The organism is Acinetobacter sp. YH12231 (assembly GCF_013417755.1).
GTDB classification, from domain to species: Bacteria; Pseudomonadota; Gammaproteobacteria; order Pseudomonadales; family Moraxellaceae; genus Acinetobacter; species Acinetobacter amyesii.
The window spans coordinates 33,853-49,399 of record NZ_VPDJ01000019.1; the positions used below are offsets into that span (position 1 = coordinate 33,853).

The 15,547-nt window shown below is 40.4% G+C and carries 16 protein-coding genes and 1 pseudogene; 7 read left to right on the forward strand and 10 right to left on the reverse strand.

The window, feature by feature from the left end; genetic code table 11:
• Positions 1–34: 34 nt before the first annotated feature.
• The gene (locus tag FTV11_RS12465) at positions 35–631 is read right to left on the reverse strand and encodes a YceI family protein (protein ID WP_180003836.1); all 597 of its coding nucleotides are present in this window, start codon (positions 629–631) and stop codon (positions 35–37) included.
• 369 nt (positions 632–1,000) lie between these two features.
• On the opposite strand from FTV11_RS12465, the gene FTV11_RS17175 reads away from it, so the two are divergent.
• Positions 1,001–1,441 carry a hypothetical protein gene (locus tag FTV11_RS17175; RefSeq protein ID WP_257223249.1) on the forward strand — a complete coding sequence of 147 codons (441 nt, stop codon included), beginning with the start codon at positions 1,001–1,003 and terminating at the stop codon, positions 1,439–1,441.
• A 52-nt stretch (positions 1,442–1,493) separates the two neighbouring features.
• On the opposite strand, the gene FTV11_RS12475 is transcribed toward FTV11_RS17175, so the two are convergent.
• The 5 genes and pseudogenes from FTV11_RS12475 to FTV11_RS17335 form a co-directional block, all read right to left on the reverse strand.
• Positions 1,494–1,937 (reverse strand): N-acetyltransferase, encoded by a 444-nt coding sequence (locus FTV11_RS12475; RefSeq protein ID WP_227591806.1) that lies wholly within the window; start codon positions 1,935–1,937, stop codon positions 1,494–1,496.
• 187 nt (positions 1,938–2,124) lie between these two features.
• Complete coding sequence (locus tag FTV11_RS12480) at positions 2,125–2,340, reverse strand: hypothetical protein (RefSeq protein WP_078188774.1); 216 nt, start codon at positions 2,338–2,340, stop codon at positions 2,125–2,127.
• A 182-nt stretch (positions 2,341–2,522) separates the two neighbouring features.
• Entirely contained in the window at positions 2,523–4,511 is a 1,989-nt protein-coding gene (tkt, locus tag FTV11_RS12485) for a transketolase (protein ID WP_180027051.1), read from the reverse strand.
• Positions 4,512–4,971: 460 nt separating this feature from the next.
• Positions 4,972–5,286 carry a pilin gene (locus FTV11_RS12490; protein ID WP_257235079.1) on the reverse strand — a complete coding sequence of 105 codons (315 nt, stop codon included), beginning with the start codon at positions 5,284–5,286 and terminating at the stop codon, positions 4,972–4,974.
• A 14-nt stretch (positions 5,287–5,300) separates the two neighbouring features.
• A pseudogene (locus tag FTV11_RS17335) lies at positions 5,301–5,397 on the reverse strand (prepilin-type N-terminal cleavage/methylation domain-containing protein); the annotation flags it as partial.
• A gap of 444 nt (positions 5,398–5,841) precedes the next feature.
• Between FTV11_RS17335 and metK the strand changes: the two are divergent.
• The 5 genes from metK to FTV11_RS12515 all read left to right on the forward strand — a co-directional run bounded on the left by metK (position 5,842) and on the right by FTV11_RS12515 (position 10,309).
• Complete coding sequence (gene metK / locus FTV11_RS12495; protein WP_078188779.1) at positions 5,842–7,008, forward strand: methionine adenosyltransferase; 1,167 nt, start codon at positions 5,842–5,844, stop codon at positions 7,006–7,008.
• 169 nt (positions 7,009–7,177) lie between these two features.
• Positions 7,178–7,618 (forward strand): SMI1/KNR4 family protein, encoded by a 441-nt coding sequence (locus tag FTV11_RS12500; RefSeq protein ID WP_180074091.1) that lies wholly within the window; start codon positions 7,178–7,180, stop codon positions 7,616–7,618.
• A gap of 151 nt (positions 7,619–7,769) precedes the next feature.
• Complete coding sequence (locus tag FTV11_RS12505) at positions 7,770–8,114, forward strand: hypothetical protein (RefSeq protein WP_078188782.1); 345 nt, start codon at positions 7,770–7,772, stop codon at positions 8,112–8,114.
• A gap of 146 nt (positions 8,115–8,260) precedes the next feature.
• A complete protein-coding gene (locus FTV11_RS12510; protein WP_180027050.1) occupies positions 8,261–8,962 on the forward strand; it encodes a VIT family protein in 702 nt (233 codons plus the stop codon).
• 135 nt (positions 8,963–9,097) lie between these two features.
• Positions 9,098–10,309 (forward strand): YeeE/YedE family protein, encoded by a 1,212-nt coding sequence (locus FTV11_RS12515; RefSeq protein WP_180074092.1) that lies wholly within the window; start codon positions 9,098–9,100, stop codon positions 10,307–10,309.
• 37 nt (positions 10,310–10,346) lie between these two features.
• On the opposite strand, the gene FTV11_RS12520 is transcribed toward FTV11_RS12515, so the two are convergent.
• From FTV11_RS12520 to FTV11_RS12530, 3 genes are all read right to left on the reverse strand, one after another.
• Positions 10,347–10,868, reverse strand: a complete 522-nt coding sequence (locus FTV11_RS12520; RefSeq protein WP_180074093.1) for a hypothetical protein — start codon at positions 10,866–10,868, stop codon at positions 10,347–10,349.
• 65 nt (positions 10,869–10,933) lie between these two features.
• Entirely contained in the window at positions 10,934–11,713 is a 780-nt protein-coding gene (locus tag FTV11_RS12525) for a TIGR03915 family putative DNA repair protein (RefSeq protein WP_180074094.1), read from the reverse strand.
• A gap of 9 nt (positions 11,714–11,722) precedes the next feature.
• Positions 11,723–12,982 (reverse strand): putative DNA modification/repair radical SAM protein, encoded by a 1,260-nt coding sequence (locus tag FTV11_RS12530; RefSeq protein WP_180074095.1) that lies wholly within the window; start codon positions 12,980–12,982, stop codon positions 11,723–11,725.
• 214 nt (positions 12,983–13,196) lie between these two features.
• Between FTV11_RS12530 and FTV11_RS12535 the strand changes: the two genes are divergently transcribed.
• Positions 13,197–14,240, forward strand: a complete 1,044-nt coding sequence (locus tag FTV11_RS12535) for a nitronate monooxygenase family protein (protein WP_180003826.1) — start codon at positions 13,197–13,199, stop codon at positions 14,238–14,240.
• 219 nt (positions 14,241–14,459) lie between these two features.
• Here FTV11_RS12535 and dusB read toward each other — a convergent pair whose 3' ends face one another.
• A complete protein-coding gene (dusB, locus tag FTV11_RS12540) occupies positions 14,460–15,506 on the reverse strand; it encodes a tRNA dihydrouridine synthase DusB (RefSeq protein ID WP_180074096.1) in 1,047 nt (348 codons plus the stop codon).
• Positions 15,507–15,547: the final 41 nt, after the last annotated feature.

Here is a 15,547-nt window from a genome sequence, read left to right on the forward strand (position 1 = left end):
GGTGCTTTCCTAACTTAGCTGAGGGAGCTAAATCTTATTTCGCTGCTGCCTTTGCTGTAGACACAGCCGCTTCAGTCGTAATATTTACCGTAATTTTGTCGCCTACATTCGGTACATATGCACCGACACCAAATGCTGAACGATCAAAAGAAGTCGTTGCATTGAAACCAATCGTTTCCGCCTTAGTCATTGGGTGAACGGCTTGCTTGTTCAATACAGCGTCCAATACCACTGGTTTAGTCACATTTTTAACTGTTAAATCACCCGTGATTTTGTATTTAGTTTTGCTGATCGCTTGAACTTTTGTACTTTTAAACGTGATATTTGGATACTTTTCAGCATCAAAGAAATCAGCTGTTTTTAAATGATCATCTAATGCTTTGACATTGGTATTTAAGCTTGATAATGGAATCGTCACGTTCACAGACGAATTTGCAGGTTTTGCATGATCGACATTAATTGTCCCTTGAATGTCACTAAAGTTTGCAGAAGGCGTTGAGAAACCAAAATGATTCCAAGTAAATACTGTTGCTGTATGAGTAGGATCAATTTGATAGGCAACAGGTTTTGCCATAGAAATTGTTGTAACTGATGCTACCGCCAAACCGATTGTTAATGCTTTAAAGTTCATGTTTTTATCTCACTTTCGAATACCATTAAGTCTATAGGTTTTTAGCCGTATTACAGCTTTAAAGATAAAACGTTTTGTTGCATGTTTAGAACGATAGTTTTGTAAAATCTGTAGCAGCATCTACAACCACTCTCAATTATTAAATTTCCCATATATTTCAAATAATTAATAATTTAATTGATCCATGAGTTATTTATCCTAAATTTAGGAAACATCAACCTATCTGAGTCGTAGGTTTTCTAAACAAATCCACTTAAGATTTTTAGACATCATAAAAATCTGAGTACCCAAAAATGACAGAACAATCGCTGGCTATTGAAAAAGCCTTAAACACAAAAAACTCCCAAAGATGTCGTTTTGGCATTTCTTATGAATACTTCAAAAGAACTCGTCGAAAATGCAACTCAGCTGTTGGTTGCAGAAGATGCGGCGTATGTTTCCCTAAACTTCAGCAACCCAGAACTGAAACAAATTGAGCCGTGGGCTGGGTCTGGCACAGGCAGAGCCATCTATATTTATACCTTTGCCAACGTCGGGACCTACTGGAATATCGACGACTTTCAAATCACCGATATGATCGCTGAAGATGAAACTGTAGCTGTATTTGGTCAATTCACCTACACCTCAGTCTATGCAAAAAATACTTTCACCTCGCCTTTTTCAATTAAAGCCAAAGTTCAAAACGGTTTAATCAGCTTTTTCCAATTTATGGAAGATACCTATGCCTCTGCATCATCATTCCGCGTAGGTGGAGAATGGATCATTCAGCAAGATGCTGACTCAGCTAAAAACTTTAAAGTTTCAGCTTAATACTGAGATGCGCAAAAGCTGCTGTTGATTTGGAATAGCTTTTTACATTGAGTTAATGACAGCGGTATTGGATAAATCCGGTTTTTCTCGCGATTTGATCATACAGCTTTTGCGCAGTTTCATTGTCCTGATGCGTAAGCCAATACACACGGTCACACTGCCGCTGATCACAATATTCTTTCACTTTCGCGATCAGCGCCTTGCCAATACCCTGCCCGCGATATTCTTCAAGCGTATATAAATCTTGCAAATAGGCATAAGGCTGCAATGTCCAGCAGCTCTCATGTTCTATGACATGCACGATCCCAACCACTTGATGTTCAATTACGGCTGCAAAGCCATACATATGTTCGCACTCAGCAGCATGTAACCTTTGCCATGTTCGCTCGGTCACTGCATCCGCCACCTGACTTTTATAAAATTCTAAATACAGCTCCCAGAGCGGCTGCCATTGGCTTTTTGAAATTTCAGTTAAATTTTTAATTTGTATTTGCACGTTCAATGGCTTTTTTAAATAATCACTGGATTTTTATAACTGAAATAAAGCTTTTTGTGTTGAAAACACTGTATTTTATGCGCTCTTTTTAAACATGATGAGTCTTGAAAGAACGTTTTCTTATCTGTTTTATAAATACGATAGGCAAATAAAAAGCCCGAAGATTCGGACTTTTTAACCATTCAGCTTATAGCTTTTCAACCAAGATCCGATCTACCTGCTTTAAACCTGTATGCTTTTCATGGTTCTTACGGCGAATCTTAATCACTTTGTCTTCTTGCAAATCTTGCAACATCAACTCTACTGCAACCATGGCTTCAAGCTCTAAGTCTGTGCCAATCCATTTCTGTTCACCAGCATCCATCAGTACAATTTCATCATTTATCTGATCATAAAGGCTCATCGTTTCCTCACTTGGGGCAACATTGCACCCGTGGCTGAATACTGCATGAATGAATTAATTTTAAACCAATGCTTTAATTCATTCGTTACAAATCGTTATTTCACAATTTAAAATAAATTTAATCTCTGCAATAAAAAACGCCCCTTCTCTGGGGCGTCTTTATTACGGTTAATCTTTACAGATTAAGCGGTAATTTCTTTCACAGCAGCAACAACAGCATCAGCAGTAATACCAAAGTGTTGATACAAGTCTTTTGCTGGAGCAGATTCACCGTAAGTCGTCATACCGATTACACGACCATCAAGACCAACAAATTTCCACCAGTAGTCCACATGCGCAGCTTCAACAGCAACACGCGCACGGATCGCAGCAGGAAGAACCGCTTCACGGTAAGCAGCGTCTTGTTTTACGAATTCTTCAGCACATGGCATAGAAACAACACGTACGCCTTCAAGCTGTGCGTAAGCATCCATTGCCAATGAAACTTCTGAACCAGTCGCAATGATGATTGCTTTCAATTCGCCTTTTTCTTTTGCAAGTACATAACCGCCTTTCGCAACGTCAGCAATTTGATCTGCTGTACGAGTTTGGAATGGCAAGTTTTGACGAGAGAAGATTAACGCTGTAGGGCCTTCGCTACGTAACAATGCAGATTTCCAAGAAATAGACGCTTCTACAGTGTCACATGGACGCCAAGTGTTTAGGTTTGGTGTTCCGCGTAAAGATGCAATTTGCTCTACAGGTTGGTGTGTAGGACCATCTTCACCTAGACCAATTGAGTCATGGGTATACACATGAATTACACGCTGTTTCATCAATGCAGACATACGTACTGCATTACGCGCATATTCCATGAACATCAGGAATGTTGCTACATAAGGAACGAAACCGCCATGCAGCGCTACACCGTTCGCAATTGCAGTCATACCGAATTCACGTACACCGTAATGAACGTAGTTACCCGCTGGGTTAGATTCAACGCCTTCTGCGCCTTTCCATAAAGTCAGGTTAGAACCTGCAAGGTCAGCAGAACCACCTAGAATTTCTGGAAGCTGTGGTGCAAATGCTTGAATGGCATTTTGGCTCGCTTTACGAGTAGCGATTGTTTCAGCTTTTGCATTTACTTCTGCAATATAAGCATCCGCTTTTACAGCGAAGTCAGCAGGTAATTCACCAGAAAGACGACGTTTGAGTTCAGCCGCTTCTGTTGGATATTTAGCAGCATAAGCCGCAAATGTGTCGTTCCAAGCAGATTCAGAAGTAGTACCTTTCGCTTTTGCATCCCAAGCTGCATATACATCAGCAGGAATTTCGAATGGACCTTCTGTCCAGCCCAAAGCTTCACGAGTTAAAGCGATTTCATCATTACCAAGCGGCGCACCGTGGCAATCTTCTTTACCTTGTTTGTTTGGCGAACCTAAACCAATAATGGTTTTACAGATAATTAAAGTTGGTTTGGTAGTTTCAGCTTTTGCTTCAACAGTTGCTGCGCGGATTGCGTCTGCATCATGACCATCAACTTTAAGCACTTGCCAACCGTATGCCAAGAAACGCTGTTCTGTGTCGTCAGAGAACCAACCTTCCACTTCACCGTCAATTGAGATGCCGTTGTCATCGTAGTAAACAACCAATTTACCTAGACCCAAAGTACCAGCCAATGAACATGCTTCGTGAGAAACACCTTCCATTAAACAGCCATCACCTAAGAAACAGTAAGTGTTGTGATCTACAACTGTGATGTCTTCTTTGTTGAATTGAGCCGCTAAAGTTTTTTCAGCAAGTGCAAAACCTACAGCGTTTGCAATACCTTGACCCAATGGACCCGTAGTTGTTTCGATACCCGGTGCATAGCCCAATTCTGGGTGACCTGGAGTTTTAGAATGCAATTGACGGAAAGATTTTAAATCTTCAATAGACAGGTCATAACCTGTTAAGTGCAATAGCGCATATTGCAACATAGAGCCATGGCCGTTTGACAATACGAAACGGTCACGGTTTGCCCATTGTGGGTTTGCAGGGTTGTGGTTGAGGAATTCACGCCATACCACATCAGCAATATCTGCCATCCCCATTGGAGCACCTGGATGTCCTGAATTTGCTTTTTGCACAGCATCCATTGCCAATACACGAATTGCGTTTGCAATACGACGTTCGTTAAGCGGGGTTGTCATAGGTCAGAGTCCAAACAAATGGTTTAAAAGAGTAAGATGAATAAGAATTCAAAGATGAGCATATTGTCTTAAAAAAAGCGGAATGGGTAAAGCCTCAGGGGCAAATTTTCGCTAATTATTCCTGCACCACCTGTATTTTGGGCGCTTATTGCTCAATTTCAAGCCTATGCATGTCGTTTATTTTGTATACAGTGACGCTTTTATATGGCGAATCAATGACAGCGCAATGCATATTTAGAGTTTTGTAAAGAAAGCAAATGCTTTATAACTGATAAAAGTCCAATACATCGAATGGAAAATGTGAATATAAATAGCAGCCAAAGCTTGTCCAGATAAATGACCATTTGAAATTTGATTTCATATAAAATACACCCACTACGGTTTGGGTAACTCAAACGTCGTACTCATCCTTATGAAATCAGTACTTATCCAGTATGTTCAAGACCGTACATACGGCACTTTAGATACCACGACATGTAGCAGGTAAATTTCGCTGCGAAATATCATCCGATTGACAATTCCAAGCACCATTTAAACCATCTGGAATACTAAAATAGATCTGCTTTGAGCGAAGAGCAAAATTGACATCTGTTGATTTAAACGTAAAAACCACTGAACACGTTCCTGCCACATCAGTAATTTCACTACTCGCAATATACTTGGTACTGATACTTTCATTTAGCGCTGTATTCAAATCTACACAGCTTTGTTCCGCTGAATAATTTTCAATCAGTTTTAATTTATAGGGTGAAATCATTGTTAATACTTCAGCCACTTGCGCCCGAGCAACATAGCCATTGTAAGATACAGTAGCAATTGCAGCCAAAATACCGATGATTGCCACAACGATCATAATTTCAATGAGTGTAAAACCAGACTGTTTCATTACGTTTCCCCATTCAACGTAATGACAAATAGGCAATTTGCATACCAAGTCTCAAAAGTCCGTATTTATTGTGTTTTATTTTTCAAATTAAACGAATAATTGTCGTTTACAGTCATATTCTGACAGTTCATGACATTCATCAATGATAAATCTCAGGATATTGATTTGATTTTTTCTTATAATTGATTCACTTAAAATGCCAATTTAGGCATTTTAACGCCTAATCACATTGTTGCTTGTGCCAAAGCCCAATATCTCTGTTTTATCTCATCATAAAAATTTAAATTGAGAAATCCATAGCTCATATCAATTTTTTAGATGCCTATATCAATTAAAAAGTCATTGAAATGAATTAATTTCATCCAATTTGGTCATGTTAAGCTAGTCCTAAACGCTTTCTCGATGTAACATATTGCGTCTTTAAATTTAACTGTGATAGGACTTATGCGCGAGTACGCTGTATTTACCTCGGAATCTGTAAGCGAAGGCCATCCGGATAAAATGGCTGACCAAATCAGTGATGCTATTTTGGATGCAATCTTAAAAGAAGACCCATATGCACGGGTTGCTTGTGAAACGCTTGTAAAAACGGGTGCGGTTGTACTTGCCGGTGAAATCACAACAACTGCAAATGTTGACTTTGAAGCGATTGTTCGTAATACCGTAAATGGTATCGGATACCATCATTCAGATCTTGGCTTTGATGGTTCAACTTGTGCCGTGATCAACATGATCGGTAAACAATCACCTGAAATTGCTCAAGGTGTAGACCGTCAAAAACCAGAAGATCAAGGTGCGGGCGACCAAGGTTTAATGTTTGGTTATGCAAGCCGTGAAACTGATGTGCTTATGCCAGCACCGATTTCATATGCGCATCGCTTAATGGAAAAACAAGCTGAACTACGTAAACAAGGCAAACTTGCTTGGTTACGTCCTGATGCAAAAAGCCAAGTAACATTTGCTTATGAAAATGGCATGCCAGTTCGCTTAGACGCAGTTGTACTTTCAACTCAGCACGATCCAAAAATTACCCAAGCTCAATTAAAAGAAGCGGTAATTGAAGAAATCGTGAAAAAAGTGATTCCTGCTGAAATGTTCCATGCAGACACTAAATTCCACATCAACCCAACAGGTATGTTCGTCATTGGCGGCCCTGTAGGCGACTGTGGTTTAACAGGCCGTAAAATCATTGTAGATACTTACGGTGGTATGGCTCGTCACGGTGGTGGTGCGTTCTCTGGTAAAGATCCATCAAAAGTGGACCGTTCTGCTGCTTATGCAGGCCGTTATGTTGCTAAAAACATTGTGGCTGCCGGCCTAGCTGACAAATGTGAAATTCAAGTGTCATATGCGATTGGTGTTGCAGAACCAACATCTATCTCGATCAACACTTTCAATACTGCAAAAGTATCTGAAGATTTGATTATTGCACTTGTACGTGAACACTTTGACTTACGTCCATACGGTATTACTCGTATGTTGAACTTGATCCAACCGATGTACCAACAAACTGCTGCATATGGTCACTTCGGTCGTGAAGGTTCTGATACCGCATTTACATGGGAAAAAACTGACAAAGTAGAAGCGCTTAAAGCATCTGCTGGTCTTTAATCTTAATAGATTAATTTCTCAAAAAAGCCTGCATTGATTGCAGGCTTTTTTATGCCCCATATGTCCATAACTAAAACATCTAGGATAAAAATAACTAGTGTAAAAAATATTGACTAAAATTTACGCCTAGCCTATTCATATAACACCAAAATAATTTAAGAACAATATCATGCCCTTTCCATTAGACTTAAAATTTATTACTGCAACTGAAGAACAATTAGGATTTAAGTTTCCAGAAAAATATAAAGCCAAAATGCAAATTGAAAATGGTGGCGAATTCGGCATTAGCTTTTCAAGCGCGGATGAATTTAAAGATGGTGATGACATCGAAGCTTGGTGGCTTTTTCCCTTCCAAGACACCAGCGATGTGAAAAGAATAAAACGTACGATGAATCATCTAGCCGTAGAACATCAATCCATCAGTGAAATAGAAGACTTCCCTGAAAAAAGCATTGCTATTGCACATAACGGCGATGGCGATTATTTATTGATGCGTACGGTAGACGATACACAATTGGGGGAAGAAATATATTTATGGCGCCATGAAGACAGTGAATTTATCTATCTACTTGTGACTTCAATTGAAGAATTATTTAGTCAAAATCCTTAACGCCATAAGCAGATATAAAGCCTTTTAAACTACAAAATAAGCTGGATAAAATTACACTAAATCAACAATTTTTGATCAAATATCGAATATTTTTTCAGCTAATATAAATTCAGCCCATGCTACGGGCATAACAACAAAAGGAAAGATCAAAATGAATAAATTACTTGTTGCTTTAGGTTTGGCTGCAACTGTTGCACTTGTTGGCTGTAATAAAGACAAAGCGCCAGAAACAGGTGCAACAACTGGTGAACACCTAGAAAACGCTGCTGACCAAGCAGGCCATGACATCGCTGATGCAACTTCAGAAGCAGCAACTGCGACAGCTACTGCTGTAGATAATGCTGCAACTGCAACTGCGACAGCAGCTGATAATGCAGCAGAAAATGCTGAAGCTGCTGCACACAATGCAAAAGAAGCAGCTAAAGACGCGACTGCTGCAACAGCAGGTGCTGTTGAGCAAGGTGCAGCAAACGTGAAAGAAAAAGCTCAACAATAAGCATTCTTTAAAAAAAGCACCTTCGGGTGCTTTTTTTATATTTGTCTTTTGCTCAGCGTGTTGTTTCAATCCATTTTTAACTTGAAATTTAACTGACGTCAGGTCAATCTTATGACGTCATATATATAACAAATTTAGAGAAAAGAATGTCTTATTCACATCATACCGAAAAACATTTTATGGAACGTACTGGTTGGCTACGTGCATCTGTACTCGGTGCAAATGATGGCATTATTTCCGTCACCAGTTTAATTATGGGCATGGCAGCAAGTGGTGCTTCTAGCCATACCTTACTCATTACCTGTATTGCAGGACTCATCTCTGGTGCAACATCTATGGCTGCGGGTGAATATATCTCTGTGAAATCTCAAGAAGACGTCGAAAAAGCAGATCTTCACATGGAACATAAAGAATTACAACGTAACCCAGATATGGAGCTTAAAGAGCTGACTCAAATTTATGTAAATCGTGGGTTAGAGCCGAACCTAGCACATGAAGTTGCAGTCCAATTGACGGCCCATGATGCACTAGAGGCCCATGCACGAGATGAAATTGGAATCCATGACAATACCGCAGCAAAACCCGTTCAAGCAGCACTATCATCGGCTTTAGCATTTTCAATTGGTGCACTATTTCCGATGGTTGCGATCTTGATCAGTGCTGACATGCATATTGAAAAAACTGTTATGGCCGTTGGTGTGATTTCCCTAGCACTCCTTGGTGCATTAGCCAGTTATGCAGCAGGTACTTCTATGTTGAAAGGCAGTCTACGTGTTGCGCTTTGGGGCATTGCAGCCATGCTATTTTCTAGCTGGATTGGTTCTTTATTTAATGTAAATCCAGTTTAATGTTTCTTTTATCAGTTTTACAAATATATGAAATCAATTATACACAGTAATGGTTGTGTGATTTTTCAACAATATTTACTTTTACAATATATAAAAACCGTAAAATAAAGCTACATTTTTTAAGCTTTTTTCTCCATGTCTGTTATTGCTGCGCCAGCTAATCGATCCAATGTATCGATTTGGGTGGCTTTTGTTTTATTAATTTTAGGTACCATTGGTGCTTATCTGGTTGTGGGCGTTAACCAAGCATTGCTATTTTTAATTGGTGGTGCTTTGGGTATGACGCTTTATCATGCGTCTTTTGGTTTCACCTCGAGTTGGCGTGTCTTCATTAAAGAGCGTCGTGGTCGTGGCTTGCGTGCACAAATGATCATGTTGGCTTTGGCTGTACTGCTCTTCTTCCCTGCTTTAGGTGCGGGTGAATTATTTGGCAACCCAGTCAAAGGTAACGTTAATCCTGTTTCAATGTCCGTGATGATCGGTGCCTTTATTTTTGGTATTGGTATGCAACTTGGCGGCGGCTGTGCATCGGGTACCCTGTACACTGTGGGCGCAGGTAGTGCACGCATGATTGTAACGCTGATCTTCTTCTGTACAGGTTCATTGATTGCAACTTCACATATTCAATGGTGGTTTGACCTTCCCCACTTTGAGCCGATTTCTTTAGTCAAAAGCTTTGGTGTAGTCCCTGCACTGGTTTTAAACTTTGTGCTCTTTGCAATCATTGCCGCAGCAACAATTTACTTTGAAAAGAAACGCCATGGTCAGCTTGAAGTTGAACCGCAAGCCAAGCAACACGGCTGGAAACGTTTTCTACGTGGTCCATGGCCATTGGTTTGGGGCGGAATTATCCTGACTTTACTAAACTTTGCCACACTCGCACTTGCAGGCCGTCCTTGGGGCGTGACCTCTGCCTTAGCCGTTTGGGCCGCAAAATCAGCAAGTGTCATGGGGATCGATGTTGCATCTTGGGCATATTGGCAGCAACCTGCAAATGCCAAAGCACTCACCGAATCATTATGGTTTGATATCACGTCGATGATGAATTTCGGCATCATGCTCGGTGCCTTACTCGCAGCAAGCCTAGCTGGTAAATTTGCACCAAACTTTAATATCCCAAAACGTTCACTGCTAGCGGCTGTGATCGGTGGTTTGATGTTGGGTTACGGCGCACGTTTAGCATACGGCTGTAACATTGGTGCGTATTTCAGCGGTATTGCTTCAGGTAGTTTACACGGTTGGTTATGGTTAGTATTTGCCTTCATTGGGAACGGTATCGGCGTCAAACTACGTCCAATCTTCTTCCCCGGCGAACGTCCACAACCTGAAAAACTAACAGGTTGCTAATTTAAGTAAATAAAAGCCCCTCATTGAGGGGCTTTTTTTAATCTGTCAGAGCTGCTTTTAGATTACAACCATATTGCATAGTTTCTTGTGCCTGCTTATACGTGGTATAGCGATTGATAATAAAATCATAAAATTGGTCTGCATTCGCAAATACCTGACTCAAATCTTCATTTGCGGCATTTGGTAGTTTAACGTCTTTCACCAAGGCCAAGTTGACATGTCCGAGATGGTACATTTCAGCAAAATAATGATTCATTACTTCGCAATAGGCAATTTTGGAGCTTTTTAAAGCAGTATTGGCAACAAAATGCTGATTTAAAGTTTTTAAGTTCTGAACATCTAAAGCGGATTGATCTGAAAAAGCCATACTTTCTACTTTTTTTAGTTGGCTAAAATCTGCTGCTAGAGTTTGATTTAATTGTTCAAAGCGTCGTTGTAATCCAGCAGTATCAGCAACTTGATAACTTTTCGGATCGGATGTTTTCTTTTCTTGCTTATTTGCAGAACACGCCGTGAGCGTCATTGCCGTCAGAACGGTCGTAACAAGAAATAATTTCATCAAGGTCTCACCTAAACAATCAAAAATGCAATCATTATGCCCGAAAATAGCCGAATGATTCGCACTTAAATCGCTTTCTCATTCATATAACGCCAATAACGACGTGGCACATACTGCACATGTAATTTCATATTACGTCGGGCTTCAATATTGACACTGCTAAAATAATCTTTCCAAAGCTGATCATATAAAACTTCATCATCATCCAGTTCGATATTGAAAGATTGACTATGGCCTGACTGTATTTGCCCATCTATGGTTGTGGCATCCATATCCACTTGATGCACCTGCTGTAGATCATGGTAAATGCCATAGTTGCGTTTTTCATCGTAAATCAGCCAACGTTGATCTTGATAGCGTGATTTGAAATGCCGTTCGATCAAAGGCAATACATTAAAATCAGGTGAGACTAAACTAATAAACAAACCATCCTGACATTTTTTAAAACGCACAAAAGCTTCCATACGATGTTTTTCACGTCCCACTTGCTTCGCCCATTGACTCAGACCCAATACGTCTGCATGACCATAATTCTTTGATACATCTCGCTGCTGCTGAAACACATACACTGCAAAATTAAAGCAATGCTGAAAAGCCTGCTGCTGCTCGGATAAAAATGCATAATAAAACTGTTTCAACGCACGATCAGATGCTTTAAGCTTTAATCCTTGCCATACCCGCTGTGCTTGTTCATCGTGACTAGCCACATCAATGACTTCGGCGAAAAGACCTGCCTGCACTTGCCCATCTGTACAAATCTGAATGTCAAATTGCTTAAATTGAAAGGCCCGAAAAACACAACTTAACAATCCTGTCATGGTGCCATCAAAGACATAAATACTCACGACTGTATCCTAAAAACCGAAGTTCAATTGTGGAGAAATTTGCTGCGTATATTTCGACTGGCCACTTTGCAAAATCTGCTGTCTTATTTGATGAGGCTGTTGTTCACGAATAAATTTAGGTGAATCTTCACAGCGTATAAAATGTTGTGCTCTGTTGTAGGAAATACCCATACGTTTTAATTGGTCGATATGAATTTTACCAAAACGTCGTGCTTGAACAATTTTTTGAGCAGAACGCACACCGATGCCCGGCACACGTAAGATCATTTGATATTCAGCACGATTGATATCCACGGGAAATTGCTCGGGATGACGCAGTGCCCACGCTAATTTAGGGTCAATATCCAATTCTAAATTTGGATGCTCTTCATCGACCAATTCCGTCGCTTCAAACCCATAAAAACGCATTAACCAGTCACTTTGATACAGCCGATTTTCTCGTAATAAAGGTGGCGCAGACCCCACAGCTGGCAGCGCACGCTCCTCTTCATTAATTGGAATATAGCCCGAGTAATACACACGCTTGAGCTTAAACTCTTTGTAATGACGGTCTGCCATCAGTATGACATCACGGTCAGACTCTTGATGTGCGCCCACCACCATTTGCGTCGTTTGTCCTGCGGGTACAAATTTGGGGACTGTACGTATTATTTTTCGTTCATCTTTGAATTGAATCAAACGATCTCGCACAATACCTAAGTCTTTTTGGACTTCGACATGACTTTTTTCAGGTGCAAATTTTTTTAAACCATCTTCTGTCGGCATTTCCAAATTAATGCTCATACGGTCAACATATAAACCTGCTTCGGTAATGATTTCCTGAGATGCCCCCGGAATGGTCTTCAGATGAATATAACCATTAAAATTTTCTTCTAAACGCAGCTTTTTCACCACTTGCAACATGCGCTCCATGGTGTAATCCGCTGATTTAAAAATCCCCGAACTTAAAAATAGCCCCTCAATATAGTTCCGACGATAAAAATTCATAGTCAAATCGACCACTTCCTGTACCGTAAATGCTGCGCGCTTTACGTCGTTACTTCGACGGGACACACAATATGCGCAGTCAAAAATACAGACATTGGAAAATAGAATTTTTAATAACGAAACGCAGCGACCATCTTCGGTATAGCTATGGCAAATACCGTTTCCAGTATTACCCAGACCTTTGTCTTTATTTTGGCGCTTACTACCACTCGAAGAACATGAGACATCATATTTGGCAGCATCGGCTAAAATTTGCAGTTTTTCACGGATACGTTCAGACATGGGAGAATTATAAAATTTAAAGTGAACACAGCATTATTTTAAAAGGATCCACCTCAAAAGTCGGGTCATACATCATTACTACGACACGAGGTGTCGCTTAATTTCAAGTACAACTTTCGTTTAAGAATAAGACCATTTTGATAAGAAATAACGAATATTATTTGCTTAATTTCACTCGCTTGGGCAAAGTAATTAGAGTGATTGGAGTATGCACATGACTTTATTAGAAAAACTTGGCATCAAACACCCTATATTTCTTGCCCCAATGGCAGGTGTTTCTACACCTGAGCTTGCTGCAGAGGTGTCAAATCAAGGTGGACTTGGTTCACTGGGTTTAGGTGCAAGCAGTGTTGAGAATGCACGTCAGCAAATATTACAAACTCAAGAACTTACTGACCAACCTTTTCAGGTGAATTTCTTTTGTCATGACACTGTAGAACTCGATGAACAAGTTGCTGCTAAATGGATCATGCAATTTAAGTCACGCTTTGCCCAATATAATGCAGAAGCTCCAGAAGCACTCAACTGTATTTATCCAAGCTTTAAAGACAATGACCATTTTCTAAACCTCTTACTGGAAACGCGCCCTAAAGCGGTAAGCTTCCATTTTGGTATTCCACATCCACATCAAATCCAAGCCTTGAAACAAGCGGGTATTTTGACTCTAGTTTCTGCAACCAACTTAGCAGAAGCTAAACTGATCGAAGCTGCAGGCATTGATATCGTGATTGCTCAAGGTATTGAAGCTGGTGGTCACCGCGGCATTTTCAATGAAAACTTTGATAGTAGCGTTAAGACACGTGACTTGGTTCAGCTCTTGAAACGCCATATTCAATGCCCCGTTGTTGCGGCTGGTGGTATTATGAATGGACATCAGGCCTATCAAATTATGGAGTTGGGTGCAGATGCTGTTCAATTGGGCACTGCTTTTGTGCAATGCAAAACATCAAATGCAAATGAAGCTTATCGCAAAGCATTATTTGATGCACCCATCACGCAGATTACATCAAGTATTTCAGGCCGCCCTGCTCGCGGCATTATCAATAACTGGCACACAGATATTGACACACCGACTCGCCCGACCGTCCCGGCTTACCCATATAGCTATGATTTAGGCAAACAATTACATGCCGCTGCTAGCAAGCATGGTGTACATGAATATGGTGCTTTTTGGGCGGGAACCAATGTCTCTCAAATACGTGAATTGGAAGCACCTGACTTGATCAATCAATTGGTTTTAGAAATGCGCTTTAACTAAGGCCTCGCTCAACGCGACATTCAAACATGAATGCTTACAAAAAAGCCCTCAACATTGAGGGCTTTTTATATGTAATTTAGGCCATCATCGATGCACAATTCAAGAATTGTTTCAGATCATTTGAATCAAGTTAGTTAAATCTATTTCAAATCAATCTAACTAACTTAAAGCAGCCTACTTTGCATCAAATTGTGCAGATCCATTTCGTTTGGCTTTAAATTATTTGGTTTCAAGCAAGTTGACCTGATCAACTTGAACATCACTCATGATCTGACCATGATCAAGTAAGTGATTAAAATAGTTCTCGACGACTTTATATTGATCTGCTGTAGATTCAACTTTATACATATTTTGGCGGAATTCATTACTAGAGCGTAGACCCTTGGTGTACCAAGCAATATGTTTGCGTGAAATTCGACAACCTGAATATTCGCCATAAAAACCATATAATTCAGACAAGTGTCCAAGCAATACGTCACGGACTTCCATAATACTTGGCGCCGCCATATGCTCACCTGTCGTCAGGTAATGTCCTATTTCACGGAATATCCATGGGCGACCTTGAGCTGCACGACCAATCATGACTGCATCAGCACTAGTATAATCCAGTACATATTTGGCTTTTTCAGGTGTATCAATATCACCATTGGCAATCACAGGAATATTGATCAACGATTTCACATCTTTAATTAAGCTATATCGCGCCGTATTCAGATACATATCTTCACGTGTACGACCATGAAGTGCCAATGCAGCAATGCCAGCTTCTTCGGCACGTTTCGCAACGCGCATAATGTTTTCATGACCATTGAGATAGCCCAAGCGGGTTTTTAAAGTCACGGGTACATCAACTGCATCAACCACAGCATCTAAAATGCGAGCCACTAAGTCTTCATCTTTGAGTAGTGCAGAACCTGCCAACTTATTACAGACTTTCTTCGCCGGACATCCCATATTAATGTCGACAATTTGCGCACCATTTGCCACTTGATAGCGAGCGGCTTCAGCCAGTTCAGCTGGATCTGACCCTGCAATTTGAGCAGAAATAGGCGCTATTTCACCATCAAAATTGGCACGATAAAGACTCTTTTTACTCATGCGTAACGTCTTATCTGCCGTCATCATTTCACTAACAGCATGACCTGCACCAAAGTATTTGCAAAGTGTACGAAATGGGCGATCTGTAACCCCTGCCATAGGTGCCACCCACAGTTTTCTCTCGATGGGACGATCGAATAATTCTTGAATGACATTGTTTTTACTCAAAATCTTTTAACCTCGTTTAACTTCGTTTAGTCGCTTCGTAT